We start from the raw sequence: 19,230 nt of genomic DNA, 5'->3' as shown, positions 1-19,230 counted from the left end.
CACCGTGTCAGGTCCAGCCGAACAGCTCGAACATGCGCAGGATCAGATACGCCACACCGCCGGCCGCGGGAATGGTGAGGATCCAGGCCCAGACGATGCGCTCGATCACGCCCAGCCGCAGCGAGCGCGGGTTCTTGGCAAAGCCCACGCCCATGATCGCGGTGGAGATGCTGTGCGTGGTGGATACCGGCATGCCGAAGTGCGCGGCCACGGTGAGCACCGTGGCCGAGCTGGTTTCGGCGGCAAAGCCGTGGATGGGATGCAGCTTGACCATCTTGTGGCCGAGCGTCTTGATGATCTTCCAGCCGCCGGACGCCGTGCCGGCCGCCATCACCACCGCGCAGGTCAGCACGATCCACATCGGGATACCGGCACCGGCGGCCAGGCCGGTGCCCGGGTGCAGGAACGACAGCCAGCTGGGCAGGTCATCCAGCGCACCGGCCGACTGCGCGCCGATCAGGGTCATGGCGATGATGCCCATGGTCTTCTGCGCGTCGTTGTGACCGTGCGCGTAGCCCATGTACGCAGCCGAGGCGATCTGCGCCTTGCCGAAGAACGCATTGACCCAGCGCGGCCGCGCCAGCCGCCCGATCGGGCCGCCAAGCCTGGACATGCCGGCGATGATCGCCCACAGCAGCACCATCACCACGATGCCGAGCAGGAAGCCGGCGATCGGCGAGGTGATCATCGGCACGAACACCTTCCACAACAGGCCCTTGTTCTTGGCCCAGTTGCCGATGTTCTCCGACCAGATCAGCGCGTCCCAGTTGTTGTGCGCCGCGGCCAGGCCGGCGCCGCACAGGCCACCGATCAAGGCGTGCGAGGACGACGACGGCAGCCCCTTCCACCAGGTGATCAGGTTCCAGATGATGCCGCCCAGCAGTGCGCACAGGATCACCTGCGGGGTGACATCCACGACGTTGGTGTTGAGCAGGCCCGAGGCAATGGTCAGCGCCACTGCGGTACCGGTGAGGGCGCCGATCAGGTTCATGCCGGCCGCCAGCATCACCGCCCAGCCGGGCGACAGCACCTTGGTGGCGACCACGGTGGCGATGGAGTTGGCGGTGTCGTGGAAGCCGTTGATGAACTCGAACACCAACGCGGCCAGGATCACCACCAGAACAAGGGTAAGCACGCGGCGACCTCAGCTGTTCTTCAACACGATCTGGTACACCACCACCCCTGCCTCGCGGCAACGGTCGATGGCTTTTTCCAGGATCTCGAAGAACTCCTTGAGCAGGAACATCTGCAGCGTATCCAGGCGGCCGGAATAGATGTCGCGATACAGCTCGAGCATCAGACGGTCGGCCTCGTTCTCGAGCATGCGCAGCTTGTCGTTGAGCGCGGTCATGCGATCGATGTTCATGCGTGGGAGGTCGTCGACCATCTCCACCACCACCGCGGCAGCCTGCTCCAGCATCGCCGCGCGCGGGGCGAAGTCGATGTGTTCCAGGTGCTGGGTGGCCAGCGAATAGCGGTCGGCGAATTTTTCGACCTGCTTGGGAATCTTGTACAACGCCGAACCCAGCGCTTCGATGTCTTCGCGCTCGATCGGGGTCATGAAGCTGTCCACCAAGGCCTGGCCGATCTTGTCGGAGGCAGCGCGTTCGCGCAGGCGGGCGAGCTTGAAGGCGTCCAGTGCGGGCTGCCGGTCGGACTCGCGCATCATGGCGTGCAACGCCTTGGTGCTGTCGTAGGCGGCCTGCGCCGCTTCGTTCAGGAGCGAATAGAACTGCTTGCCGGAACCGAAGATGGTCTGCAACGAGAACATGGGTGGAGAACTTCCTGCCGTCGAGGGAGGACGGCACCAGGGGCGAATTATGACCGGTCCATGACCTGTCTGGGTATATCGGCGCCGCCTGCGGCCTTCACGCCGGCATTTCCCGGCTCGAACCACCCTGTGGTTTGCTACCATGCTCGCGCGCCTTCGGGCGCACCCTATGGAAGACGACCCTATATTCCCCCGTTGCCGCCCCGCCCTTGCGCGCGCCGGCCAACCCCGTGCTTGCCCGCCCTCCCCTTCACTGACCGGGGAAGACGCCCGTGGTTGAGTTTCTGATTGTCATCGCCCTGATCCTGTTGAACGGCTTCTTCGCCATGTCGGAGATGTCGTTGATGACCTCGCGCAAGAGCCGCCTGAAGCAGATGGCCGGCTCCAGCAAGCGCGCCGCACGGGCGCTGGCCCTGGCCGAAAGCCCCGAGAACTTTCTGTCCACGGTCCAGATCGGCATCACCCTGATCGGCATCCTGACCGGCGTGTTCGGTGGCGAGGCCATCGGCGAGGCGATCAGCAGCTGGCTGCAGGGCGTGTTCCCGGCGTTGTCTGCCTCGTTCGAGCTGGTCGGCAAGCCGCGCCCCTACTCGGTGGTGATCGGCAGCACCCTGGCCGTGGCGCTGATCACCTTCCTGACGTTGATCTTCGGCGAGCTGGTGCCCAAGCGGCTGGCGCTGCGCAACTCCGAGGACATCGCCGGGGTGGTCGCGGTGCCGATGACCTGGCTGGCCAGGATCGCCGCGCCCGGCGTGTGGATACTGGCACGCTCGACCCGGCTGGTGCTGCGCATGCTGGGCATGGGCAAGGACGAGTCGGCATCGGTGACCGAAGAAGAGATCCGCATGCTGGTGGCCGAAAGCCACGAGGCCGGCGTGATCGACGCGCACGAGCGCGACATGATGAATCGCGTGATGCGGCTGGGCGACCGTACCGCCGACAGTTTGATGACCCCGCGCAACCGCATCGCCTGGCTGGACGCCAACGCCGAGCCGGAACGTAACTTTGCGGTGATGCGCGAGCATGAATTCTCGCGTTACCCCGTGTATCGCGGCAGCGACCAGGACATTGCCGGCGTACTGGAAGTCAAATCGCTGGTCACGCGCATGGGCGGGCACGGCGAGAACCTGTTCCAGGCACTGCGCGAGACCTTGTTCGTCTCCGAATCCACGCACGCGATGAAGCTGCTGGAGATCTTTCGCGAAGAGCAGCAGTCGATGGCCCTGGTGGTCGACGAATATGGCGAGATCCGCGGCCTGGTGACCATCAGCGACCTGATGGGTGCGGTGGTCGGCCGTCTGCAGGCGGTGGAAAACACCGACGAAGATGCGCTGGTGGTGACGCGCGCGGATGGCTCGCTGCTGATCGACGGCTCGCTGCCGGTGGAAGAGCTGCGCGAGGTGCTGGGAGCCGAACTGCCGGATGCCGACGAAGGCGACTACCACACGCTGGCCGGGCTCTGCATCTATTACTTCGGCCGGATTCCGCAGGCCGGCGAATTCTTCGACTGGGCGGGCTGGCGGATCGAGATCGTGGATCTGGACGGTGCGCGCGTGGACAAGTTGTTGCTGAGCCGCGTCGGCGACGAGGGCAGCGATGACATCGTCGGATAACAGCGCGCCGCCTTCGGAGGACGCCGGCAGCGAACAGATGCGTTACCGCAACGAAGGCATTCGCAGCCTGCTGGCGGCCTTCAGCGACGGCGACCCGGAGCACGTGTTGCGCGTGCGCGAGATCCTGGCCGATCTGCAGCAGAGCGCATTCGGCGTGTTCCTGTTCCTGGCGATCCTGCCATCCTTCATTCCCATTCCCGGCGTGGCCGGCGGCATCAGCGGCCCGCTGACGGTATTGATCGGCCTGCAGATGATGTGTTGCCTGCGCAAGCCCTGGGTGCCGGGGTTCATCGGCGACCGTGGCCCGAAGCGGCGCACCAGCCAGCGCTTCGTGGCGAAGCTGGCGCCGACCCTGCAGCGGCTGGACCGCCTGCTCAGGCCACGCCTGCATGGTGTGCTGGACCGCATGCCGGCGCAGGTGTTCACCGGGGCGCTGCTGGTACTGGTTGGCGTCCTGCTGACGCTGCCGATCCCGTTCACCAACTATGTGTTCGGGCTGATTCTGCTGTTGTTTGCGCTGGCCCTGCTGGAGCGCGATGGCGCCCTGATGCTGGCGGGCTGGGCGGCGGCATTGATCTCGATTGCCGTGTTCGGCGTGACCTCGGATCAGTTGGTGGACCTGATTCGCGGCTGGTGGCCGCTGGCCTGGCGTTGAGGCTGCGGTCACCGGCGGGCGTTGGTGTGCCTCGCTGATGGAGCTTGGCTGCGCGTGTGTCGGTGGAGCGTGCGGTGTGCTGGCCCGCGGAGGTGTGGCGACGGTGCTGGCTGAGCTGGCTTGGTGGAAACTTTCCTGACGGATCTCCGCAGCGCCGATCTGTTTCCGGCGCGCTGAGGTGATGCGAGCGACCTTACCCTCACATCAACCCCTCTCCCGCAAGAGAGGGGCTTACACGCCCCGCGCGCGGTGTTGCGCTACACGCGCGCCGGGAACCTGCACGCCACCTCGCTCTTGCCCGGCAAGGGCTGATCGTCTCTTGCCTGGCAATGGGCTGATCGTCGTCGCTACACCAGCTCAGGTCTTGCTCACTTCAGATCGACCACGCGGTTGTCCGAAAGGCTGGCGGTGTCGTCGGTCACGGCTGTCATGACGAAGTACAAGGCCTTGCCGAGCAGGCCGCTCGGGCCGTCCCAATATTCGGCCGATTCGGCGCGCACATGGATCAGACGCAGGTTGGGGTCGTCCTTGCCACCGGGGAAAAACACCTTCATTGCCGGCGACCACAATGCATCGATCTTGGCGCGGTCGTGGACGACTCGCGCAGTTCCGGCAACCGACACATAGGTGTTCTTGGATGCCGACGCGTAGGCCACGTTGACGCGCGGGTCGGCGGCGATCTCGGCCACCTTCGGGCTGTCGGCCGCGGTGGCGAACCACAGGTCGCCATCGAATTCCACTTCCTGCGTGCCCAGCGGACGGCTGACCAGCTTGCCGTCCGCCGACACGGTGGTGAACATCGCGATGTCCACGCCGCGAATCAATTCCGCCAATTGCTTGATGCTGTCGCTGCGATCCTGAAATTGCATGCCTGCCTTCCCGATGGAGATGCACGCATCTGAGCGGATCGCCGCGCAAAGCGACGTGAATCACGCAGTGGTCACGTCCAGCTCGCGGCAGGCAGCGGCCGCGAGTTCGAACGAGCGCAGACGTGCGCTGTGGTCGTAGATGTTGGCAGTGAACAACAACTCGTCGGGCGCATGCCGCTCGATGAAGGCCGCCACGCCGTGCGCCACCTGCTCCGCATCGCCCAGCACCGTGCATGCAAGCGCGCGCTCCACGCCGGCGCGCTCGTGCGGCTGCCAGAAGGCGTCGATGTCGTCGATCGGCGGCGGAATCTTGCCGGGCCTGCCGCGTCGCAGATTGACGAAACTCTGCTGCTGGGTGGTGAACAGGCGCCGCGCCTGCGCCTCGGTGTCGGCCGCCACCACGTTCAGCGCAAGCATCGCGTGCGGCTTGGCCAGCTGTGCGGACGGGCGGAATTCGCGGCGGTAGATCGCCACCGCCTCGTCCATCGCGTCGGGCGCGAAGTGCGAGGCAAACGCGAACGACAAGCCCATCGCCGCCGCCAGCCGCGCACTGAACAGGCTGGACCCCAGCAGCCACACCGGCACGTCCAGGCCGGCACCGGGAACCGCCTGCACCAGCTGTCCCGGCACGGCGGGCGCGAAGTAACGCAACAACTCCGCCACATCCTGCGGGAACTGGTCGGCGCTATCGAAATAACGGCGCAAGGCACGCGCGGTGGGCTGGTCGGTGCCGGGCGCGCGCCCCAGCCCCAGGTCGATGCGCTGCGGATACAGCGAGGCCAGCGTGCCGAATTGCTCGGCCACCTGCAGCGGCGCGTGGTTGGGCAACATGATGCCGCCGGCACCGACACGAATGGTCTTGGTGCCCCCGGCCACATGACCGATCAGCACGGCGGTGGCCGCGCTGGCGATCCCGGGCATGTTGTGATGCTCGGCCAGCCAGTAACGCTGGTAGCCCCAGCGCTCGGCGTGTTGCGCCAGATCGAGCATGTTGGCGAAGGCGTGGGTGGTGTCGCTGCCTTCGCAGACGGGCGCCAGGTCGAGCACGGAAATGGGCGTCATCGGACGGCTCCGGGAAGAATGATGTGCAGGAAATGGGGCTGCCCGGGGGGGATTGCCAGCGGTTTCATGGGCGCTGAGGGGATTACAGCATTCCAGCAGTCGGACAACGGGTGCGGTTGTGGGACCGAGTAGTGATAAGCATGCAGCGAAGCGGAGTGCTTCGTGGCCTGCCCGACTCCCGGCACAGGGGCCCTCACCCAACCCTTCTCCCGGCGGGAGAGGGGCTATTCCTTCTCCCGCCGGGAGAAGGTGGCGCGTAGCGCCGGATGAGGGCAAGGGTGAAGCCTGGTGGACCTTGCATGCACGCTTGTCGTGCTGTCCGCTGGTGTCCGTATGCACAGCGCCATCTTGACTTGCAGGCGAACGCCTTGACTGCGCCGCGAAGCGTGGCCGCTGTGGGATCTGGGCACTGCCTATGATGGCGCCGCTCCGTCTACGACTGGCTGCACATGTCTCCGATTGCCGCGCCTGCCCTTGTACCGCCCTCGCCTTCTGCGCAGATCGCAGCGAGGATCGATCGCTTGCCGGCCAGCGCCACCCTGTGGCGGCTGGTTGGCCTGCTGGCGCTGGGCGGCTTCTTCGAGCTGTACGACCTGTTCCAGACCGCCTACATCAGCCCCGGGCTGATCGCCGACGGCATCTTTGCCAGCGGTGCCGACGGCGCGTTCGGCATGTCCGATCAGGCCGCGTTCGCGGCGGCGACCTTCCTGGGCCTGTTTGTCGGTGCTGCGCTGCTGAGCCCGTTTGCCGATCGCTTCGGGCGCCGTCCGGTATTCACCTTTGCGCTGGTCTGGTACACCGCCGCGACCGTGGCGATGGGGCGGCAAGACACCGCCACCGGCGTGATCGTGCTGCGCCTTCTGGTTGGCATCGGGCTGGGCATCGAGCTGGTCACCATCGATACCTACCTGTCAGAGCTGGTGCCGCGGCACATGCGCAGCGCGGCGTTCGCATTCGCGTTCTTCGTGCAGTTTTTGGCGGTGCCCGCCGTCGCCCTGGCCGCCTGGCTGCTGGTGCCGCACGCGCCGCTGGGCGTCAGCGGCTGGCGCTGGGTAGTGCTGCTGAGCGGCGTGTTTGCGTTGGCGATCTGGTGGTTGCGCAGCCGCCTGCCGGAATCGGCGCGCTGGCTGGCCGCGCAGGGCCGCCACGCCGAAGCGGACACAGTGCTGGCGCAACTGGAAGCCCGCTGCATGCGCGATCTCGGCGCGCCGTTGCCGGCACCGCAGGCGGCCGCCGCGCGGCCGACCGGCCGGGCAGAGGTCTCGCAGTTGTGGCGCGCGCCGTATCGCGGCCGCATCGGCATGCTGGTGGTGTTCCATGTTTTTCAGGCCATCGGCTTCTTCGGCTTCGGCAACTGGCCGCCGGCGCTGATTGCCGCGCAGGGCAACGGGGTGAGCAGGAGCCTGGGATATTCGTTTGCGATCTCGCTGGCCTACCCGCTGGCGCCGCTGCTGTTGCTGCGCGTTGCGCAACGCTGGGAAAACAAATGGCAGATCACCGCATCGGCGCTGGGCGCGGTGGTGTTCGGGGTGGCGTTCTCGCTGCAGCAGCAGGCCATCGGCATGGTGCTGTGCGGCGCCATGATCGCGTTCTGCAATGCCTGGATGAGTTTTGCCTATCACGGGTACCAGGCCGAGCTGTTCCCCACCACATTGCGCGCGCGTGCGGTGGGCTTCTGCTATTCGTTCAGTCGCCTGTCCACCGCGTGCAGCAGCGTATTGATCGGCTGGTTGCTGAGCCGGGTCGGCAGCGACGGCGTGCTGGGCTTCATCGTGATCAGCATGTCGATCGTGGCGAGCGTGATCGCCGTGTTCGGGCCGCGCACGCGCAATCGTGCGCTGGAAGATATCGCCGGTTAGCCGCTGCGCAGTGGCGCTGCGCGCATCATGCGCCGCGCGTGGTGGCGACCGCAGCCCTGCCCTGCGCCTGCGCGTCAGGCGCGGCGCCCAAGGCCACCGTGCGGTCGGCCACCGCGGCCAGGCTGGTGCGGTGCGAGACCACGACCAGCGCGGTCTGCGGCAGACGCTGCCGCAGCATGCACAGCACCTGGTGCTCGGCATCTGCATCCAGCGCGCTGGTGGCTTCATCCAGCACCGCCAGGGCGGGCTGGCGCAGCAACACCTGCGCCAATAACAACCGCTGTACCTCACCCCCGGACAGACGGCTGGGTTGCCCATGGATGACGGTCTCAAGCCCCTGCCCCTCGCGCTGCAGGCGTGCGCGCAAACCGACGTCGCTCAGCGCTGCCCACATGCGCTCCTCCGGCACACCCGGCAGCGCCCAGTCCAGGCAATCGCGCACGCTGCGCTGCCACGGCCGCACGCCCTGCCCGAGGTAGGCGCCATGCCGGACCAGCTGCCGGTAGGCGGCAAAATCCAGCCGACGCCCGCCCATGTGCGCATCGAACAGCTGCGGCGACGTCTGCCCGGACAGCACGTCCATCAGGCTGCTCTTGCCGATGCCGGACGGGCCCACGACCAGGGTCATTTCACCCGGCACCAGCACCAACGCAGCGATCTCCAGCCGGGCCAGCGGCGGCGCCAGCGCAATGCGCTCGATCTGCAGTGCGGCGGGCAGCGAACAGGCGGCGACGGCAGAAGCCGGGGCACGGGCGGCGCCCAGGTCCACATGGCGCTGCCACAGTTGCAGGGCCGGCCAGGCAGAGCGCAGTTGCTGCACGCTTTGCCGCGTGGTGACCAGATAAGGCAGCAGCCGCCCCAGCAGCAGACTGACCGTGATCAGCGCAGCACGCTCGCCGCCTTGCCACAGATTGGCCAGCACCAGAATGCCGGCGATGGCGGCCACTGCCGTGACTTCGAGCACCAGTCGGCTGCTGGCCACCAGTGCCTGCTGTTGTGCATAGCCCTGGCCCAGGCGCGCGGAGATGCGCTCGTAATGCCCGGTTTCCACGTCCTCGCGCTGGAACGAGCGCACGTGGCGCAGACGCCGCGGAAAGTCCTCGCTCAACCAGAACAACCGGGTCATGTCGGCCACATAGTCGCGGCTGATGCGCGCCTGCGCCGCGCTGCTGGAAAGGCGCAGACCCAGCCACGCAAGCAATGCCAGCAGCGGCGTGGCAAGCAGCAACGATGGTGCGATCAACACCGCAATGCACAGGCTCACGGCGGCCGTAATGCCGGCCACCAGCAACTGCAGCACGGCACTGAAGCCCTGCGTTGCGATCTCGATGTTATAGGTCAGCACGTTGGCGATTTCGGCGGAGCTGGTACCCGCCAGCGCGGGCAGCGGCGCATCGATCAGGGCGGTATGCACACGTCGGCGCAGGCCCAGCGCATAACGACTGGTCAACCGCGCCGCCAGCCGGGCACCCTGCCAGCGCAACGCGGCGAACACCAGGCTCACCACCACAAACAGGCCGGCCTGCATCGGCAAACCACCCGGCACGGTGAGTCGATAGCCGGCCAGCTGCACGCCATGACCGGGCTGGACCAGCGGAACCAGACAGACCGCCACGATGCTGCCGACGCAGGCGGCCGCCAGCGACAATGCCACGTACATGATCATCGATGGCACATCTGCCGGCACCAGCGTGCCGGCGAAGCGGCGCAGCACGGCCACCACGTCATGGCGAGCGATGGCCTTATGCATCAGCAGCGCGCAACGCAGTGCTGCGCCGCGTCCACAGCACTGCGACATGCCGGGGCGGGCGGCGCGCAGTCTGCGCACGGCCATTGCGGCGGTGGGTTCATCGCAACACCTGCAGCACCGCCTCCAGCGAGGCCTGCGGCTGGGCGCCACGACGCAGGGTCGACATGCCGATACGCTGCACCTGAGCGACAAACCGTTGCCACCCCGGCTGCCCGGCCGCATAGGGCTGGTCGCGTGCCAGGCACTCGGCGATCTGTGCGGTGGGCACCGGAACCAGGCCCGGCGCGGACGTGCAGGCCGATAGCGGGGAGAGCATCACCACCGCACACAGCTGCAAGGGCGTGGGCGCCAGCGTGGCCTGGCCATGACGGATATCCACTTCGAACTTCTCCACGCCGCTGCGACGGACAATGGTGGGCGAGGCACTGATCCAGGCGCGCGTGCGCGCATCGACCAGCGCAAGCGCCTCGGGCCGCAGATGCAGAAAGTTGGCCACGCCGGTGGTCAGCAGGCTGTCCGGCGCCACGAACACGCCGTCTTCGGCAACAAACTCCAGTCCATGCAGCAGGCAATGCAAGGCGAGCGTGGATTTCCCCGCGCCGCTGGCGCCCAACAACAGCACGCTGCGCCCACGACGGCCGACGCAGGCCCCATGCAACGGCACCAGCCCCATGCCACGCGCGGCCAGCAGGAACACGGCGAACTCGATCAGCTCGTAACGCACGTGATAGGCGTGCGCCAGCATGTCCTCGGAAACCACCAGCATCGCGCGGCGCTCGGGCACCGAGAGCATCAGATAGTTGCAGGCATCCATGACCCCGCACACCAGCCCGCCGACGGCGTGCGTGCGCACCGGCGGCGGCACGGCAACACGGCCGTGCGATACGCGCGGCAGCAGATCCAGGCTGATGTGGAACTGCGGCTCGCCGGGCAGGTGATGCGCCGGCAACCCGGCATACGCGGCATCGACCAGCGCCAGCAGCGCGTGACTGTCGCTGCTGAAGTGGAACAGCGCACCGAGAATCTGCCGCTGCACGCTGAAACGACGCGGCCGCTGCTCGCCAAACGGATCGGCGGCCAGCACGCCCGGCGTGGCCAGGGCTGCGTGCTCGCCCGGCGGCATGTGTTGCGCCAATGCATCCGACTGCGGCATGCCTGTCCATTCATTGCATCGATCAGCCGGTGGGTGCCGATTCGCTAGACAAAGGTTGCATCGACACAGGTGATGCATCGCCGCGCCACCGTACCGCCGCTGGCAGCGCGACAGCGCAACCAAAGCCGCCTGCATGCGCACCTACTGCCGAGCCGAATGCCGGTGTCTGCGCACGCCGCCGCTGCGCGCCACCTGGCGACAGAACGAGAGCCTTGTGCAGATGCTAAAGATCCAGGTCAGTCATTCGTATTTCCTGCGTTACGACCCCAAGCAATGGGAGCGCGGCAAACCGTACCCGCCCTTGGCGACGCTGCAGATTGCCGCGCTGCTGCGCGAACGTGGCCATGCGTTGCGCCTGTTCGATGCCATGCTGGCCGACGATGTCGAGGAGTACGCCGGTGCGCTGCAGGACGCGCAACCGCAGCTGGTGGTGTTCTACGAGGACAACTTCAACTTTCTCACCAAGATGTGCCTGGGCCGGATGCGCGAGGCGGCCTGCCGCATGATCGGGCAGGCGCATGCAGCCGGCTGCCGCGTGCTGGTGGCGGGCTCCGATGCGTCCGACAACCCGGATGTCTTTCTGGCTGCCGGCGCGCACGCAGTGCTGATTGGCGAAGGCATTACGCCACTGATCGAACTGATCGAAAGCCTCGAGGCCGACCCGCAGATCGCCACGAGCGAGTGGCTGGCCGGCGTTGCGCGCATCGCCACCCGCGATCCTGCCGTGGTGCGCGCGCATCCGGGTGCGCAGCCGCCGGACGCGCGCCTGAGTGGCCTGCCCGCCTGGGACCTGGTCGACATGCCGCGCTACCGGCAGTTCTGGCAGCAGCGCCATGGCTATTTCAGCCTGAACATGGCGGCCTCGCGCGGTTGCCCGTTCCGGTGCAACTGGTGCGCCAAGCCGATCTGGGGCAACCATTACAAACGCCGCGGCGCCGAGGACGTAGCCGCCGAGATGATCCATCTCAAACGCAGCTTCCAGCCCGACCACCTGTGGATGGCCGACGATATTTTCGGCTTCCACATCGATTGGGTGGAAACCTTTGCGCAACGCCTGACCGAGGCCGATGGCGCCATCCCGTTCACCATCCAGACCCGCGCCGACCTGGCCAGCGAACGCATGGCTGCGGCCCTGGCGCGGGCCGGATGCGCGGAAGCCTGGATCGGCGCAGAAAGTGGCAGCCAACGCGTGCTGGACCGGATGACCAAGGGCACGCAGGTCGCCGAGGTGATCGCGGCGCGCCGACGCCTGGGAGCACAGGGCATCCGCGTGGGATTTTTCATCCAGTTGGGATATCTGGGCGAAGACCTCGACGACATCCTGGCCACGCGTGCGCTGGTGACGCAGGCCAACCCAGACATCATCGGCGTCAGCGTGTCTTATCCCCTGCCCGGCACCAAGTTCTACGAAGAGGTCAAAAACCAGCTGGGCGGCAAGACGCATTGGCAGGACAGCGACGATCTGGCGATGATGTTCCATGGTGCGTACGACTCGGAGTTCTATCGCAGCGTGCGCGACCTGCTGCACACCCAGGTCGATCTGCAACAGGCACGCGCCGGCATGGCCGCCGACGCATTTGCACGCGCGGCCGAGGCGCTGGAAGCACGCTGGTCTGCGCTGATCGCCGTTGAACATCGCCACCGGACCGAACCGCTTGCCACGCTGGCCGCACGACAACCACGGGCGTTGGCCACCGTGCTGGTGGGCTGAGCACATCCGTGGCGCGAGTTCGCTGTGCACGCCATGTAGCCAGCTTCATCGCGGCACCCTGCGAGCCGCTTGACCGCACCAACTCCGCGACGCGTTTCAGACAACGACGCGTCGCGACATCTCCCTTCGACCTTCCGGATCACGCCCGCATGCAGCCCTCGCTCCGTACCATCAAACACGGCTTGCACACCGCCACCGAGCAGCTGGCGCACGAGCTGGCACAGCCGGGCGACAGCGCGCCGCAGTGGGACCGGCTGCAGTGGCAACTGGCGGCGGCCGCGGCGGCGGCACATGGCGTCTCCCCGCTGCTGCAGCGCCGCTCGTTGTGGCAGGACGCGCAATGGACGGCCTTTCTCACCGAGCAACGCCGCCATGTCGAAGACCGCCACCGGCGCATTGCCGTGCTGCTGGCCCGTATCGACAGCGCCGCCCGCAGTGCCGGCATTGCCCTGGTGGGATTGAAGGGCACCGCCTTGCACCGGTTGGGGGTGTACCTGCCCGGCGATCGCCCGATGGCCGATATCGATCTACTGGTGGAGCCGGACGCTGCACCCGCGGTTGCAGCGGTGCTGTGCGAGCTGGGCTACACCGCCTCGTTCGAACAATGGAAGCACCAGGTGTTCAAACCCATCCGCGGCAATGCGGTAGCCGGACTGGGCGAGCATCGCGATGCTCCGATCAACATCGAGCTGCATACGCGTATCCAGGAGCGCCTGCCGGTGCGCGGCGTGGACATCACCGCACGCATCTGGCCGGAGCATGCGCAGCCGGGCCTGAACCCGTATCCGTCGACTGGCGCGCTGATGAGCCACCTGCTGCTGCATGCCGCTGGCGGCATCTGCCATCGCAGCATCCGCCTGATGCATCTGCACGATCTTGCGTTGCTGGCCACCCGCATGGGGCCACGCGATTGGCAGGAACTGTGGGAAGACCCGGCGGTGTCGCCCTGGTGGGCATTGCCGCCGTTGTTGTTGCTGCAACGCTACTACCGCACGGTGGTGCCGCCTGCGGTGATGGCCCGCCTGCATGCGGAATGCCCGCGACTGCTGCGCAGGCGCGCCGCGCGACAGACCCTGACCACCGCGTCGTGCTCCAACCTGTGGTTGTCCGCCCTGCCGGGGATCGAATGGTCCGGCTCCTTGCGCGAAGCGCGGCAGTATCTGCGCGAGCGCGTGGTGCCCTCGGCCGAGAGCCGCAAGGAGCGCGCGGACATGCTGCAGACGCAGTTGTGGCTGCAGGACCAGCCATGGGTGCGGCAGACCCAGGCACGCCGCCTGATGACGCGACTGACCCGGCCGGTGCCCCGTACCGACATGCTGTATGTGGTGCGTGCGGCGCTGGAGGGCTATCTGCAGCCGGCGTAGCAGCAAAGCGATTGCATGTGTGCCATGCCGCGCGACGTCTGCGCGGCGTCTGCTGCGGCCGAAGGTGCGGCTCAGCGGCGCGGCGTTGTACGCGCCGGTCGGGCCGTTACCGCCGCGTGCCGGCTGCCACGCGCTGCGCCACGGCCGCATCGGGCGCGATCGCCCGTCGGCCAGGTGCACGGCGCACTCCGCAGCTGCGCCACGGGTTGGGCACGCCCCAACGCCGACCGTCGTTCCGCGCTACGGCGCTGCACCCGACCCGTCAAGACAACGGTCGTGCGTCGCATACCTGCCGATAGAGTTGCTCGAACAGGCGGGTGGTGAACGCGGCATCTTCGCGCACTGCGCGGCACTGCGCTGCCCAGGCCAGGCGCAGGCGCAATTGGTCATCGCCGAGCACCTGCCGGACCGCCTCGGCCATTCCGGCCCAATCGCCGGGCGGCACCGCCAGTGCCGAAACCGGCGCCCATTCGACCAGATGGCCGACCGCCGTGCCGACCGTCGGCACACCGGCCACGGCCGCTTCCAGCAGCACCATGGGCCCGGCTTCGTGTAACGAGGACAGCAGCAACAGATCGGCCGCCAGCATGATCGGGCGCAGCTCGCGCTGGGTCTTGAAGCCCAGAAAGCGCACCTGATCCTGCAGGCCCAACGCCTGCACCTGGCGCTGCATGGCGCCATCCAGGGTGTCCACGCCAACCATGTCCAGCGTAAAAGCGACCCCGGCGCGCTTGAGCGCGGCCATCGCCTGCAGCAGGGTGCGCTGGTCCTTGACCGGGTTGAGGCTGGCCACGTGCAGCAGGCGCGCGACCGCACCCTGGCGGACACGCGGTGGCGCCACCGGCCAGGCACGCAGATCCACGCCCAGCGGCACGCGCGTGGCAGCGATGCCCAGTGCCTGCAGCGAGGCGATGATGGGTTCGCTGGCCGCAGTGACCCGATCGGCCAGCCGCAGGATCACCGCCTCGCGCAGGCGGCCGCGCCATTTGCGACGGCCGCCGTAGCCGATGGCATGCAGCGCCACCAGCTCGCCACCGGCGATGTGCACCGCGCTGGGACGCCGCAACAGGCGCGCCGCCGCCACCGCGATGAGGCTGCAGTAGCCGGAAAAAACCGCCTGGATCACATCGAACGGGGCGCGACGATGCTCCGCCACGATGGCTGCGACCGCACGCAGGCGCGTGCGCCGCGCGCCGATGTTGTGCACCGTGGCACCGCGCAGCATCCAGGTATCCGGCAAGGGCTCCTGGTGCAGCACGAATACATGCACCTGGTGATTGCGCGCCAGCCAGTCGATCAGGGTCAGGAACACCGGGATCACCCGCACCTCGCCGCTGCGGTCCACCCCACCGGGCACCACCAGCGCCAGTTTCATGCCGCGCTCCCGCGCAGGGGTTTCAGCAGGCTGGCGTACGCCTGCGCCCAGCGCTGCCCGACTGCGACAAACGACAGCCGCGCATCGAAATGCGCCCGCACCTGCGCACGGGCGGGCCGCTGCCGCGACACGCGCAACAACAGCTCCGACAGCGCACTGGCATCGCCCACCGGCCACAGTTCGCCCATGCTGCCGGCATCGCTGAGCGCGCGGAATGCGGGAATGTCGGTCAGCAGCGGCAGCGTTCCGCAGGCGTAGGCCTCCAGCGCGGCGTAGCCGCAGCTCTCCGTATGGCTGGCCGAGACGAACAGATCGCTGGCCCGCAGCAAGTCCTGCACCTGTGCATGATCGACCTTGCCCAACAACTGCACGCAGCGCGCCAGCCGCGGGTCGTCGCGCAGGCGCTGGCGGACCTGGTCCATCAACGGCGCCTGATCGAAGACGCAATACAGCCGCAGGCCGGGCAGCATGCGCGCGGCCATGGCCACCGCGTCGAGCACGCACAACGGGTCCTTGGCAGCGCTCAAATGGCCGACCCAGAGCACGCAGGGTTCGCCCTGCAGCCGGGTTTGTTCGCGTGCCAGCAGGCGATCGCCGGGAGTAAAGCGGCTGCTGGATTCGGGAATGGCAACCACCTGCGTCTGCGGGCGAAACAGGCGCGCGCGCACGAAGGGCTGGGCCAGCTGCAGCGAGGTGAACGCAATCCCGGCAGCGGCGCTGTAGCGCGCGCGCCACAGCAGCCTGCTCCACCAACGCGGCGGACGATTGGCATGGTCTTGCAGCAGCAGTGGCACGTGCGGCAGCCGGCGCGCCAGCCGCCGTGCATCGCCGGCAAATTCCAGCCCGTGCACGTGGATCACGTCGGCGTCGATCTCGCGCAGCAGTTTGCACAGCGTGCGCGCCCGTGCGGTGCTGCCCCGCGGGCCAAGTGGCGCGAAGCGATAGTCGATGCCGCCCTGGACGATGTGCTGATCCAGCGCCGAGGCCTGGATCACCGTGACCCGCACGCCGGCACTGGCAACGGCCTCGGCAATGTCGGCCAGCGACGGCCATTGAGCGAACACCTGCGCCGCGCTCAGACCGTGCGGGGTAGGAACCAGATTGAGCTGGGCCACGTGCAGGCTCATGACGCGCAGATCGCCCGTGTCGAATGGTGCGTGCGGCGGCAACCCGCAGCCGCGCAGGACGCGACGTGGGCGCAGCGCAGCCTGGTCTGGCCACTCAGCGTGCGGCCGTACACGGCCACTGCAACCGCACCGGTCACGCGACGCGACGCAGGCGCAGCACCAGCGCCACCGGTACCTGCAACGCGGTGCGGTCGAAGTTTGCGCCGGCAGGAATGTCGGCCGGGTCCAGCATCGGCTCGGCCACCGCTTCGATCGCAAAGCCCAACGCGGCGCAGGCCGCATGCCAGTGACTGTACAGATGCTGGGTGTGGCGCACGGCGTAGTGCCGGCCATCGGCCTTGAAATCACGACGCCACCCCAGCGCATGGCCGATCGGATGTACGTCACTGCACATCACCAGGCCATCGGGACGGGTCACCCGATGCAGTTCTTCCAGCGCCGGCCACAGGCGCTGCAGGTGGCCCACCACCAGGCCGCAGACACTGAGGTCGGCCACCGCATCGGCCAGTGGCAACTGGTCCAGGCTGCCCTGCTGCAGGCTGACGCGCGCGGGCGGCCAATGCTTTGCCAGTTCGGTACCGGCGCGCTGCAACATCTGCGGCGACAGGTCGACACCGGTCACATGCCGCGCGCCGCGGCGCAATGCGTGCTGCATGTAACGGCCGCTGCCACAGCCGGCGTCCAGCACGTGCTGGCCCTGCAGGCTGGCCGGCATCAGGCCCAGCATGGCGCGTTCTTCGGCCAGCATCACCGGGTTATGCGCATGCGGCGGATACGCCTGTGCCCACAGCGCGTATGCGGAAGCGGGTTCGAGCACCGGAATGGTATTCACGACGCCGCTCCCAACGCGCTCACTGCACCAACGTCCCTGGTGCTCGCAGGTGCGAGCGGCTGCACACGGTGCAGACCAGGCTCCAGCGCCAGCACGGCGGGGTCGGCAAGCGCCGCATCCAGCAGCTTGGGCCGGCCATCCAGCACCACCGGCACGGCCGGAACACCGGCTGCCGCGAACCACGGCGCAAAATCCGGGTCTGCAATGCGCGGCTTGCCGTCGCGGATCACCGCACGCAGCTCGCTGCGTTGACAACCGATGACGCTGTCGGCGGGCTCGCCGCCGCGGTCGCGCACGATCACCAGATCCGCAGCGGCGCCCGGCGCGATGCGCCCGCGCCTTGGCATGCGCAGGATGCGCGCGGACCGGTCTGTGACCAGGCCCAGCAGCAGGTCGGGCGCCAGCCCGCTGTCGGCGGCGATGCGCAGTTCTTCGAGCAGATCGCGCGCGCCGCTGACGCGCGAGTCGCTGCCCAGCGCCAGCCGCCCGGCCATGCACAGCCGCCAGGGGTCGAGCGTGCGACCCAGCAACGCCAGATTGCTCGACGGGCACCACACCAGCGCCGCACCGCGCGCGATCACCCGTTCGATCGCCTGCTCGCCCAGGCCCACGCCGTGGATCAACACCGTGTTGGCAGCCAGGCAACCGAGACGGTCCAGGTCGTCCAGCTCCGCCCGTGCCACCGCATCGGTGCCTTCTGCCAGATGGATCATCCACGGATGCGTGGGGGGCGTGGCGGCGAAACTGGCTTGCACCGGCGGGCCGTAGCCGGTCCAGCCGAGTGCGTAACTCCAGCCGAATTCGTTGAGCACGCCGACCGGGAAATCCGCCTCATCCAGGGTGGCGTGCCAGGGGTCGTGCTGGGCCACGCAGGTGACGCCGGCCAGCAGGTTCTTCAGCCCGCCGTGGCGCAGCCGCACCGCCTTGGGCACGCGCAGCGCCGCAGCGACGGCCGGATGCTGGAAATGCGCCTGAAATGCTTCGATCCAGGCGTAGCTGTTGGGGAAAGGCGCACGCTGCGGCAGCGGCGGCACGCAGTTCACCTGCAGATGCTCGTGCGCATTGACCAGCCCCGGCGCCAGCACATGGCCGGACAGATCCAGGCGCAGGGTCGCGGTGCCCACGGTGCCGCCGAAGCGGCCTGCGCGCAGGTTCAGCGCCGCGCGCGACGGGCCGGCCAGCGTGATCGAGCGCGCACCCTGCAGACAGACGTCGGCCATGGACATCGGCGTCTCCACTCAGCGCTTGCGCATCACGATGAGGAAGTGATCGCCCATGTCGCGCAGCAGCGGCAGGCCGCCGAACCGGTCGTCCAGCCGCCCCAGTCGCTCGGCCAGGCGCGGGTGCCGCTGGCAGACATCCACCAGATAGGGCGGTGGCAGAAACAAGCTCAGCGCACGATAGCGCTCCAGTACGAAGTGTGGTTCGAACGCGCGATAGAACTCGCGCGGCAGGTGGTACCAGGTCCAGATGGTGTGCCCGTTCATGCCCACCGCCGTGGCGCCCCTTGCCGCACGCACCGCTGCGCGCCTGAAGCGCCCACGCAAGGCGTAGTGGCCGATTTCCCACGGGCAGATCCGCCCGATCACCGAAAACACCAGGCAGCCATCGGCCCGCAACAGACGTGCGCACTGGGCGGCTACCGCCGGCAGGTCCGGTGCGCAGTTGAGCGGGCCGAAGTTGGAGTACATGCCATCGAAGGTGCCCTGCAACTGATCCAGCTGCTGGATGCCGACATGCGCGGCCGCCAGGCGTTCTTCCAGGCCCTGGGTGGCCGCACGCTGGCGGGTGCGCTCGACCATGGCCGGCGACCAGTCGGTGGCCAGCACGCGATAGCCGCGCCGGGCGAACTCGCTGGCATCCAGACCGGTACCGCAGCCCAGATCCACCAGCCGTGCGCCTTGCGGCAACTCGGCAGCGACCGTGTCCCACAAGGTGGTGCGCATGCGCTGGATCAGCGCATTGTTGCCGCGCGGGCCGTCATAGTCGGGGGCGACGCTGTCGAATGCACGCTGCGTTTCCAGCAACTGTTCCGGCGCGACCGTACCGCCGCGCGCAGCATGCTCATTGACCAACGACATGCATCGCC

Annotated in this window: 15 protein-coding genes and 1 pseudogene; 5 read left to right on the top strand and 11 right to left on the bottom strand. The window is 67.9% G+C overall.

Translation table 11 applies throughout. The annotated features are described in order from the left end of the window. Positions 1-7 precede the first annotated feature (7 nt). Together ACCQ12_RS08480 and ACCQ12_RS08475 are read right to left on the bottom strand one after the other, a co-directional pair. Entirely contained in the window at positions 8-1,135 is a 1,128-nt protein-coding gene (locus ACCQ12_RS08480) for an inorganic phosphate transporter (protein ID WP_047694061.1), read from the bottom strand. A 9-nt stretch (positions 1,136-1,144) separates the two neighbouring features. Beyond that, positions 1,145-1,771 (bottom strand): DUF47 domain-containing protein, encoded by a 627-nt coding sequence (locus tag ACCQ12_RS08475; protein WP_039412104.1) that lies wholly within the window; start codon positions 1,769-1,771, stop codon positions 1,145-1,147. Between the two features lie 272 nt (positions 1,772-2,043). Between ACCQ12_RS08475 and ACCQ12_RS08470 the strand changes: the two genes are divergently transcribed. Together ACCQ12_RS08470 and ACCQ12_RS08465 are read left to right on the top strand one after the other, a co-directional pair. Beyond that, the gene (locus ACCQ12_RS08470) at positions 2,044-3,384 is read left to right on the top strand and encodes a hemolysin family protein (RefSeq protein ID WP_104580116.1); all 1,341 of its coding nucleotides are present in this window, start codon (positions 2,044-2,046) and stop codon (positions 3,382-3,384) included. Further along, the gene (locus tag ACCQ12_RS08465) at positions 3,368-4,039 is read left to right on the top strand and encodes an exopolysaccharide biosynthesis protein (protein WP_372383377.1); all 672 of its coding nucleotides are present in this window, start codon (positions 3,368-3,370) and stop codon (positions 4,037-4,039) included. The genes ACCQ12_RS08470 and ACCQ12_RS08465 overlap by 17 nt, the downstream gene beginning before the upstream one ends. Before the next feature lie 368 nt (positions 4,040-4,407). Here the strand turns inward: ACCQ12_RS08465 and ACCQ12_RS08460 are convergent, their stop codons facing one another. Both ACCQ12_RS08460 and ACCQ12_RS08455 read right to left on the bottom strand, forming a co-directional pair. Next, positions 4,408-4,908: a pyridoxamine 5'-phosphate oxidase family protein gene (locus ACCQ12_RS08460; protein WP_372383376.1), complete on the bottom strand. Its 501-nt coding sequence runs from the start codon at positions 4,906-4,908 to the stop codon at positions 4,408-4,410. A 60-nt stretch (positions 4,909-4,968) separates the two neighbouring features. After that, positions 4,969-5,970, bottom strand: coding sequence for an LLM class flavin-dependent oxidoreductase (locus ACCQ12_RS08455; protein WP_039564625.1), 1,002 nt, complete (start codon positions 5,968-5,970; stop codon positions 4,969-4,971). A gap of 443 nt (positions 5,971-6,413) precedes the next feature. Between ACCQ12_RS08455 and ACCQ12_RS08450 the strand changes: the two genes are divergently transcribed. Beyond that, positions 6,414-7,829 (top strand): MFS transporter, encoded by a 1,416-nt coding sequence (locus ACCQ12_RS08450; protein ID WP_372383581.1) that lies wholly within the window; start codon positions 6,414-6,416, stop codon positions 7,827-7,829. 25 nt (positions 7,830-7,854) lie between these two features. Here the strand turns inward: ACCQ12_RS08450 and ACCQ12_RS08445 are convergent, their stop codons facing one another. Both ACCQ12_RS08445 and ACCQ12_RS08440 read right to left on the bottom strand, forming a co-directional pair. Then, the gene (locus ACCQ12_RS08445) at positions 7,855-9,579 is read right to left on the bottom strand and encodes an ATP-binding cassette domain-containing protein (protein WP_372383375.1); all 1,725 of its coding nucleotides are present in this window, start codon (positions 9,577-9,579) and stop codon (positions 7,855-7,857) included. A 97-nt stretch (positions 9,580-9,676) separates the two neighbouring features. Beyond that, entirely contained in the window at positions 9,677-10,732 is a 1,056-nt protein-coding gene (locus ACCQ12_RS08440) for a phosphoenolpyruvate carboxykinase (ATP) (protein WP_372383374.1), read from the bottom strand. A 156-nt stretch (positions 10,733-10,888) separates the two neighbouring features. Here ACCQ12_RS08440 and ACCQ12_RS08435 point away from each other — a divergent pair. Both ACCQ12_RS08435 and ACCQ12_RS08430 read left to right on the top strand, forming a co-directional pair. Then, positions 10,889-12,443 (top strand): annotated as a pseudogene (locus ACCQ12_RS08435) (B12-binding domain-containing radical SAM protein). A gap of 149 nt (positions 12,444-12,592) precedes the next feature. Then, entirely contained in the window at positions 12,593-13,807 is a 1,215-nt protein-coding gene (locus ACCQ12_RS08430) for a nucleotidyltransferase family protein (RefSeq protein WP_372362789.1), read from the top strand. 262 nt (positions 13,808-14,069) lie between these two features. Here the strand turns inward: ACCQ12_RS08430 and ACCQ12_RS08425 are convergent, their stop codons facing one another. From ACCQ12_RS08425 to ACCQ12_RS08405, 5 genes are all read right to left on the bottom strand, one after another. Further along, a complete protein-coding gene (locus tag ACCQ12_RS08425; RefSeq protein ID WP_166743143.1) occupies positions 14,070-15,182 on the bottom strand; it encodes a glycosyltransferase family 4 protein in 1,113 nt (370 codons plus the stop codon). Beyond that, positions 15,179-16,309 (bottom strand): glycosyltransferase family 4 protein, encoded by a 1,131-nt coding sequence (locus tag ACCQ12_RS08420; protein WP_372383373.1) that lies wholly within the window; start codon positions 16,307-16,309, stop codon positions 15,179-15,181. Before ACCQ12_RS08420 ends, ACCQ12_RS08425 begins: the two co-directional genes overlap by 4 nt. Before the next feature lie 133 nt (positions 16,310-16,442). Beyond that, positions 16,443-17,141 carry a class I SAM-dependent methyltransferase gene (locus tag ACCQ12_RS08415; protein ID WP_372383372.1) on the bottom strand — a complete coding sequence of 233 codons (699 nt, stop codon included), beginning with the start codon at positions 17,139-17,141 and terminating at the stop codon, positions 16,443-16,445. Next, positions 17,138-18,367: an amidohydrolase family protein gene (locus tag ACCQ12_RS08410; RefSeq protein ID WP_372383371.1), complete on the bottom strand. Its 1,230-nt coding sequence runs from the start codon at positions 18,365-18,367 to the stop codon at positions 17,138-17,140. Before ACCQ12_RS08410 ends, ACCQ12_RS08415 begins: the two co-directional genes overlap by 4 nt. A gap of 12 nt (positions 18,368-18,379) precedes the next feature. Beyond that, positions 18,380-19,222 (bottom strand): class I SAM-dependent methyltransferase, encoded by an 843-nt coding sequence (locus ACCQ12_RS08405; protein ID WP_372383370.1) that lies wholly within the window; start codon positions 19,220-19,222, stop codon positions 18,380-18,382. Between the last annotated feature and the right edge of the window lie 8 nt (positions 19,223-19,230).

It is taken from the genome of Xanthomonas sp. NCPPB 1068, from assembly GCF_041479385.2.
GTDB classification, from domain to species: domain Bacteria; phylum Pseudomonadota; class Gammaproteobacteria; order Xanthomonadales; family Xanthomonadaceae; genus Xanthomonas; species Xanthomonas cannabis.
The sequence above is the reverse complement of the archived record's forward strand: the minus strand, read 5'-3'. Positions and strand labels throughout refer to the sequence as shown.

What these genes read in the sequence shown, in the direction of transcription:
- ACCQ12_RS08405 (WP_372383370.1), bottom strand. Translation starts at nt 19,222, where the DNA reads ATGTCGTTGGTCAATGAGCATGCTGCGCGCGGCGGTACGGTCGCGCCG.
- ACCQ12_RS08410 (WP_372383371.1), bottom strand. Translation starts at nt 18,367, where the DNA reads ATGTCCATGGCCGACGTCTGTCTGCAGGGTGCGCGCTCGATCACGCTG.
- ACCQ12_RS08445 (WP_372383375.1), bottom strand. Translation starts at nt 9,579, where the DNA reads ATGCATAAGGCCATCGCTCGCCATGACGTGGTGGCCGTGCTGCGCCGC.
- ACCQ12_RS08465 (WP_372383377.1), top strand. Translation starts at nt 3,368, where the DNA reads ATGACATCGTCGGATAACAGCGCGCCGCCTTCGGAGGACGCCGGCAGC.
- ACCQ12_RS08460 (WP_372383376.1), bottom strand. Translation starts at nt 4,908, where the DNA reads ATGCAATTTCAGGATCGCAGCGACAGCATCAAGCAATTGGCGGAATTG.
- ACCQ12_RS08455 (WP_039564625.1), bottom strand. Translation starts at nt 5,970, where the DNA reads ATGACGCCCATTTCCGTGCTCGACCTGGCGCCCGTCTGCGAAGGCAGC.
- ACCQ12_RS08440 (WP_372383374.1), bottom strand. Translation starts at nt 10,732, where the DNA reads ATGCCGCAGTCGGATGCATTGGCGCAACACATGCCGCCGGGCGAGCAC.
- ACCQ12_RS08425 (WP_166743143.1), bottom strand. Translation starts at nt 15,182, where the DNA reads ATGAAACTGGCGCTGGTGGTGCCCGGTGGGGTGGACCGCAGCGGCGAG.
- ACCQ12_RS08430 (WP_372362789.1), top strand. Translation starts at nt 12,593, where the DNA reads ATGCAGCCCTCGCTCCGTACCATCAAACACGGCTTGCACACCGCCACC.
- ACCQ12_RS08475 (WP_039412104.1), bottom strand. Translation starts at nt 1,771, where the DNA reads ATGTTCTCGTTGCAGACCATCTTCGGTTCCGGCAAGCAGTTCTATTCG.
- ACCQ12_RS08420 (WP_372383373.1), bottom strand. Translation starts at nt 16,309, where the DNA reads ATGAGCCTGCACGTGGCCCAGCTCAATCTGGTTCCTACCCCGCACGGT.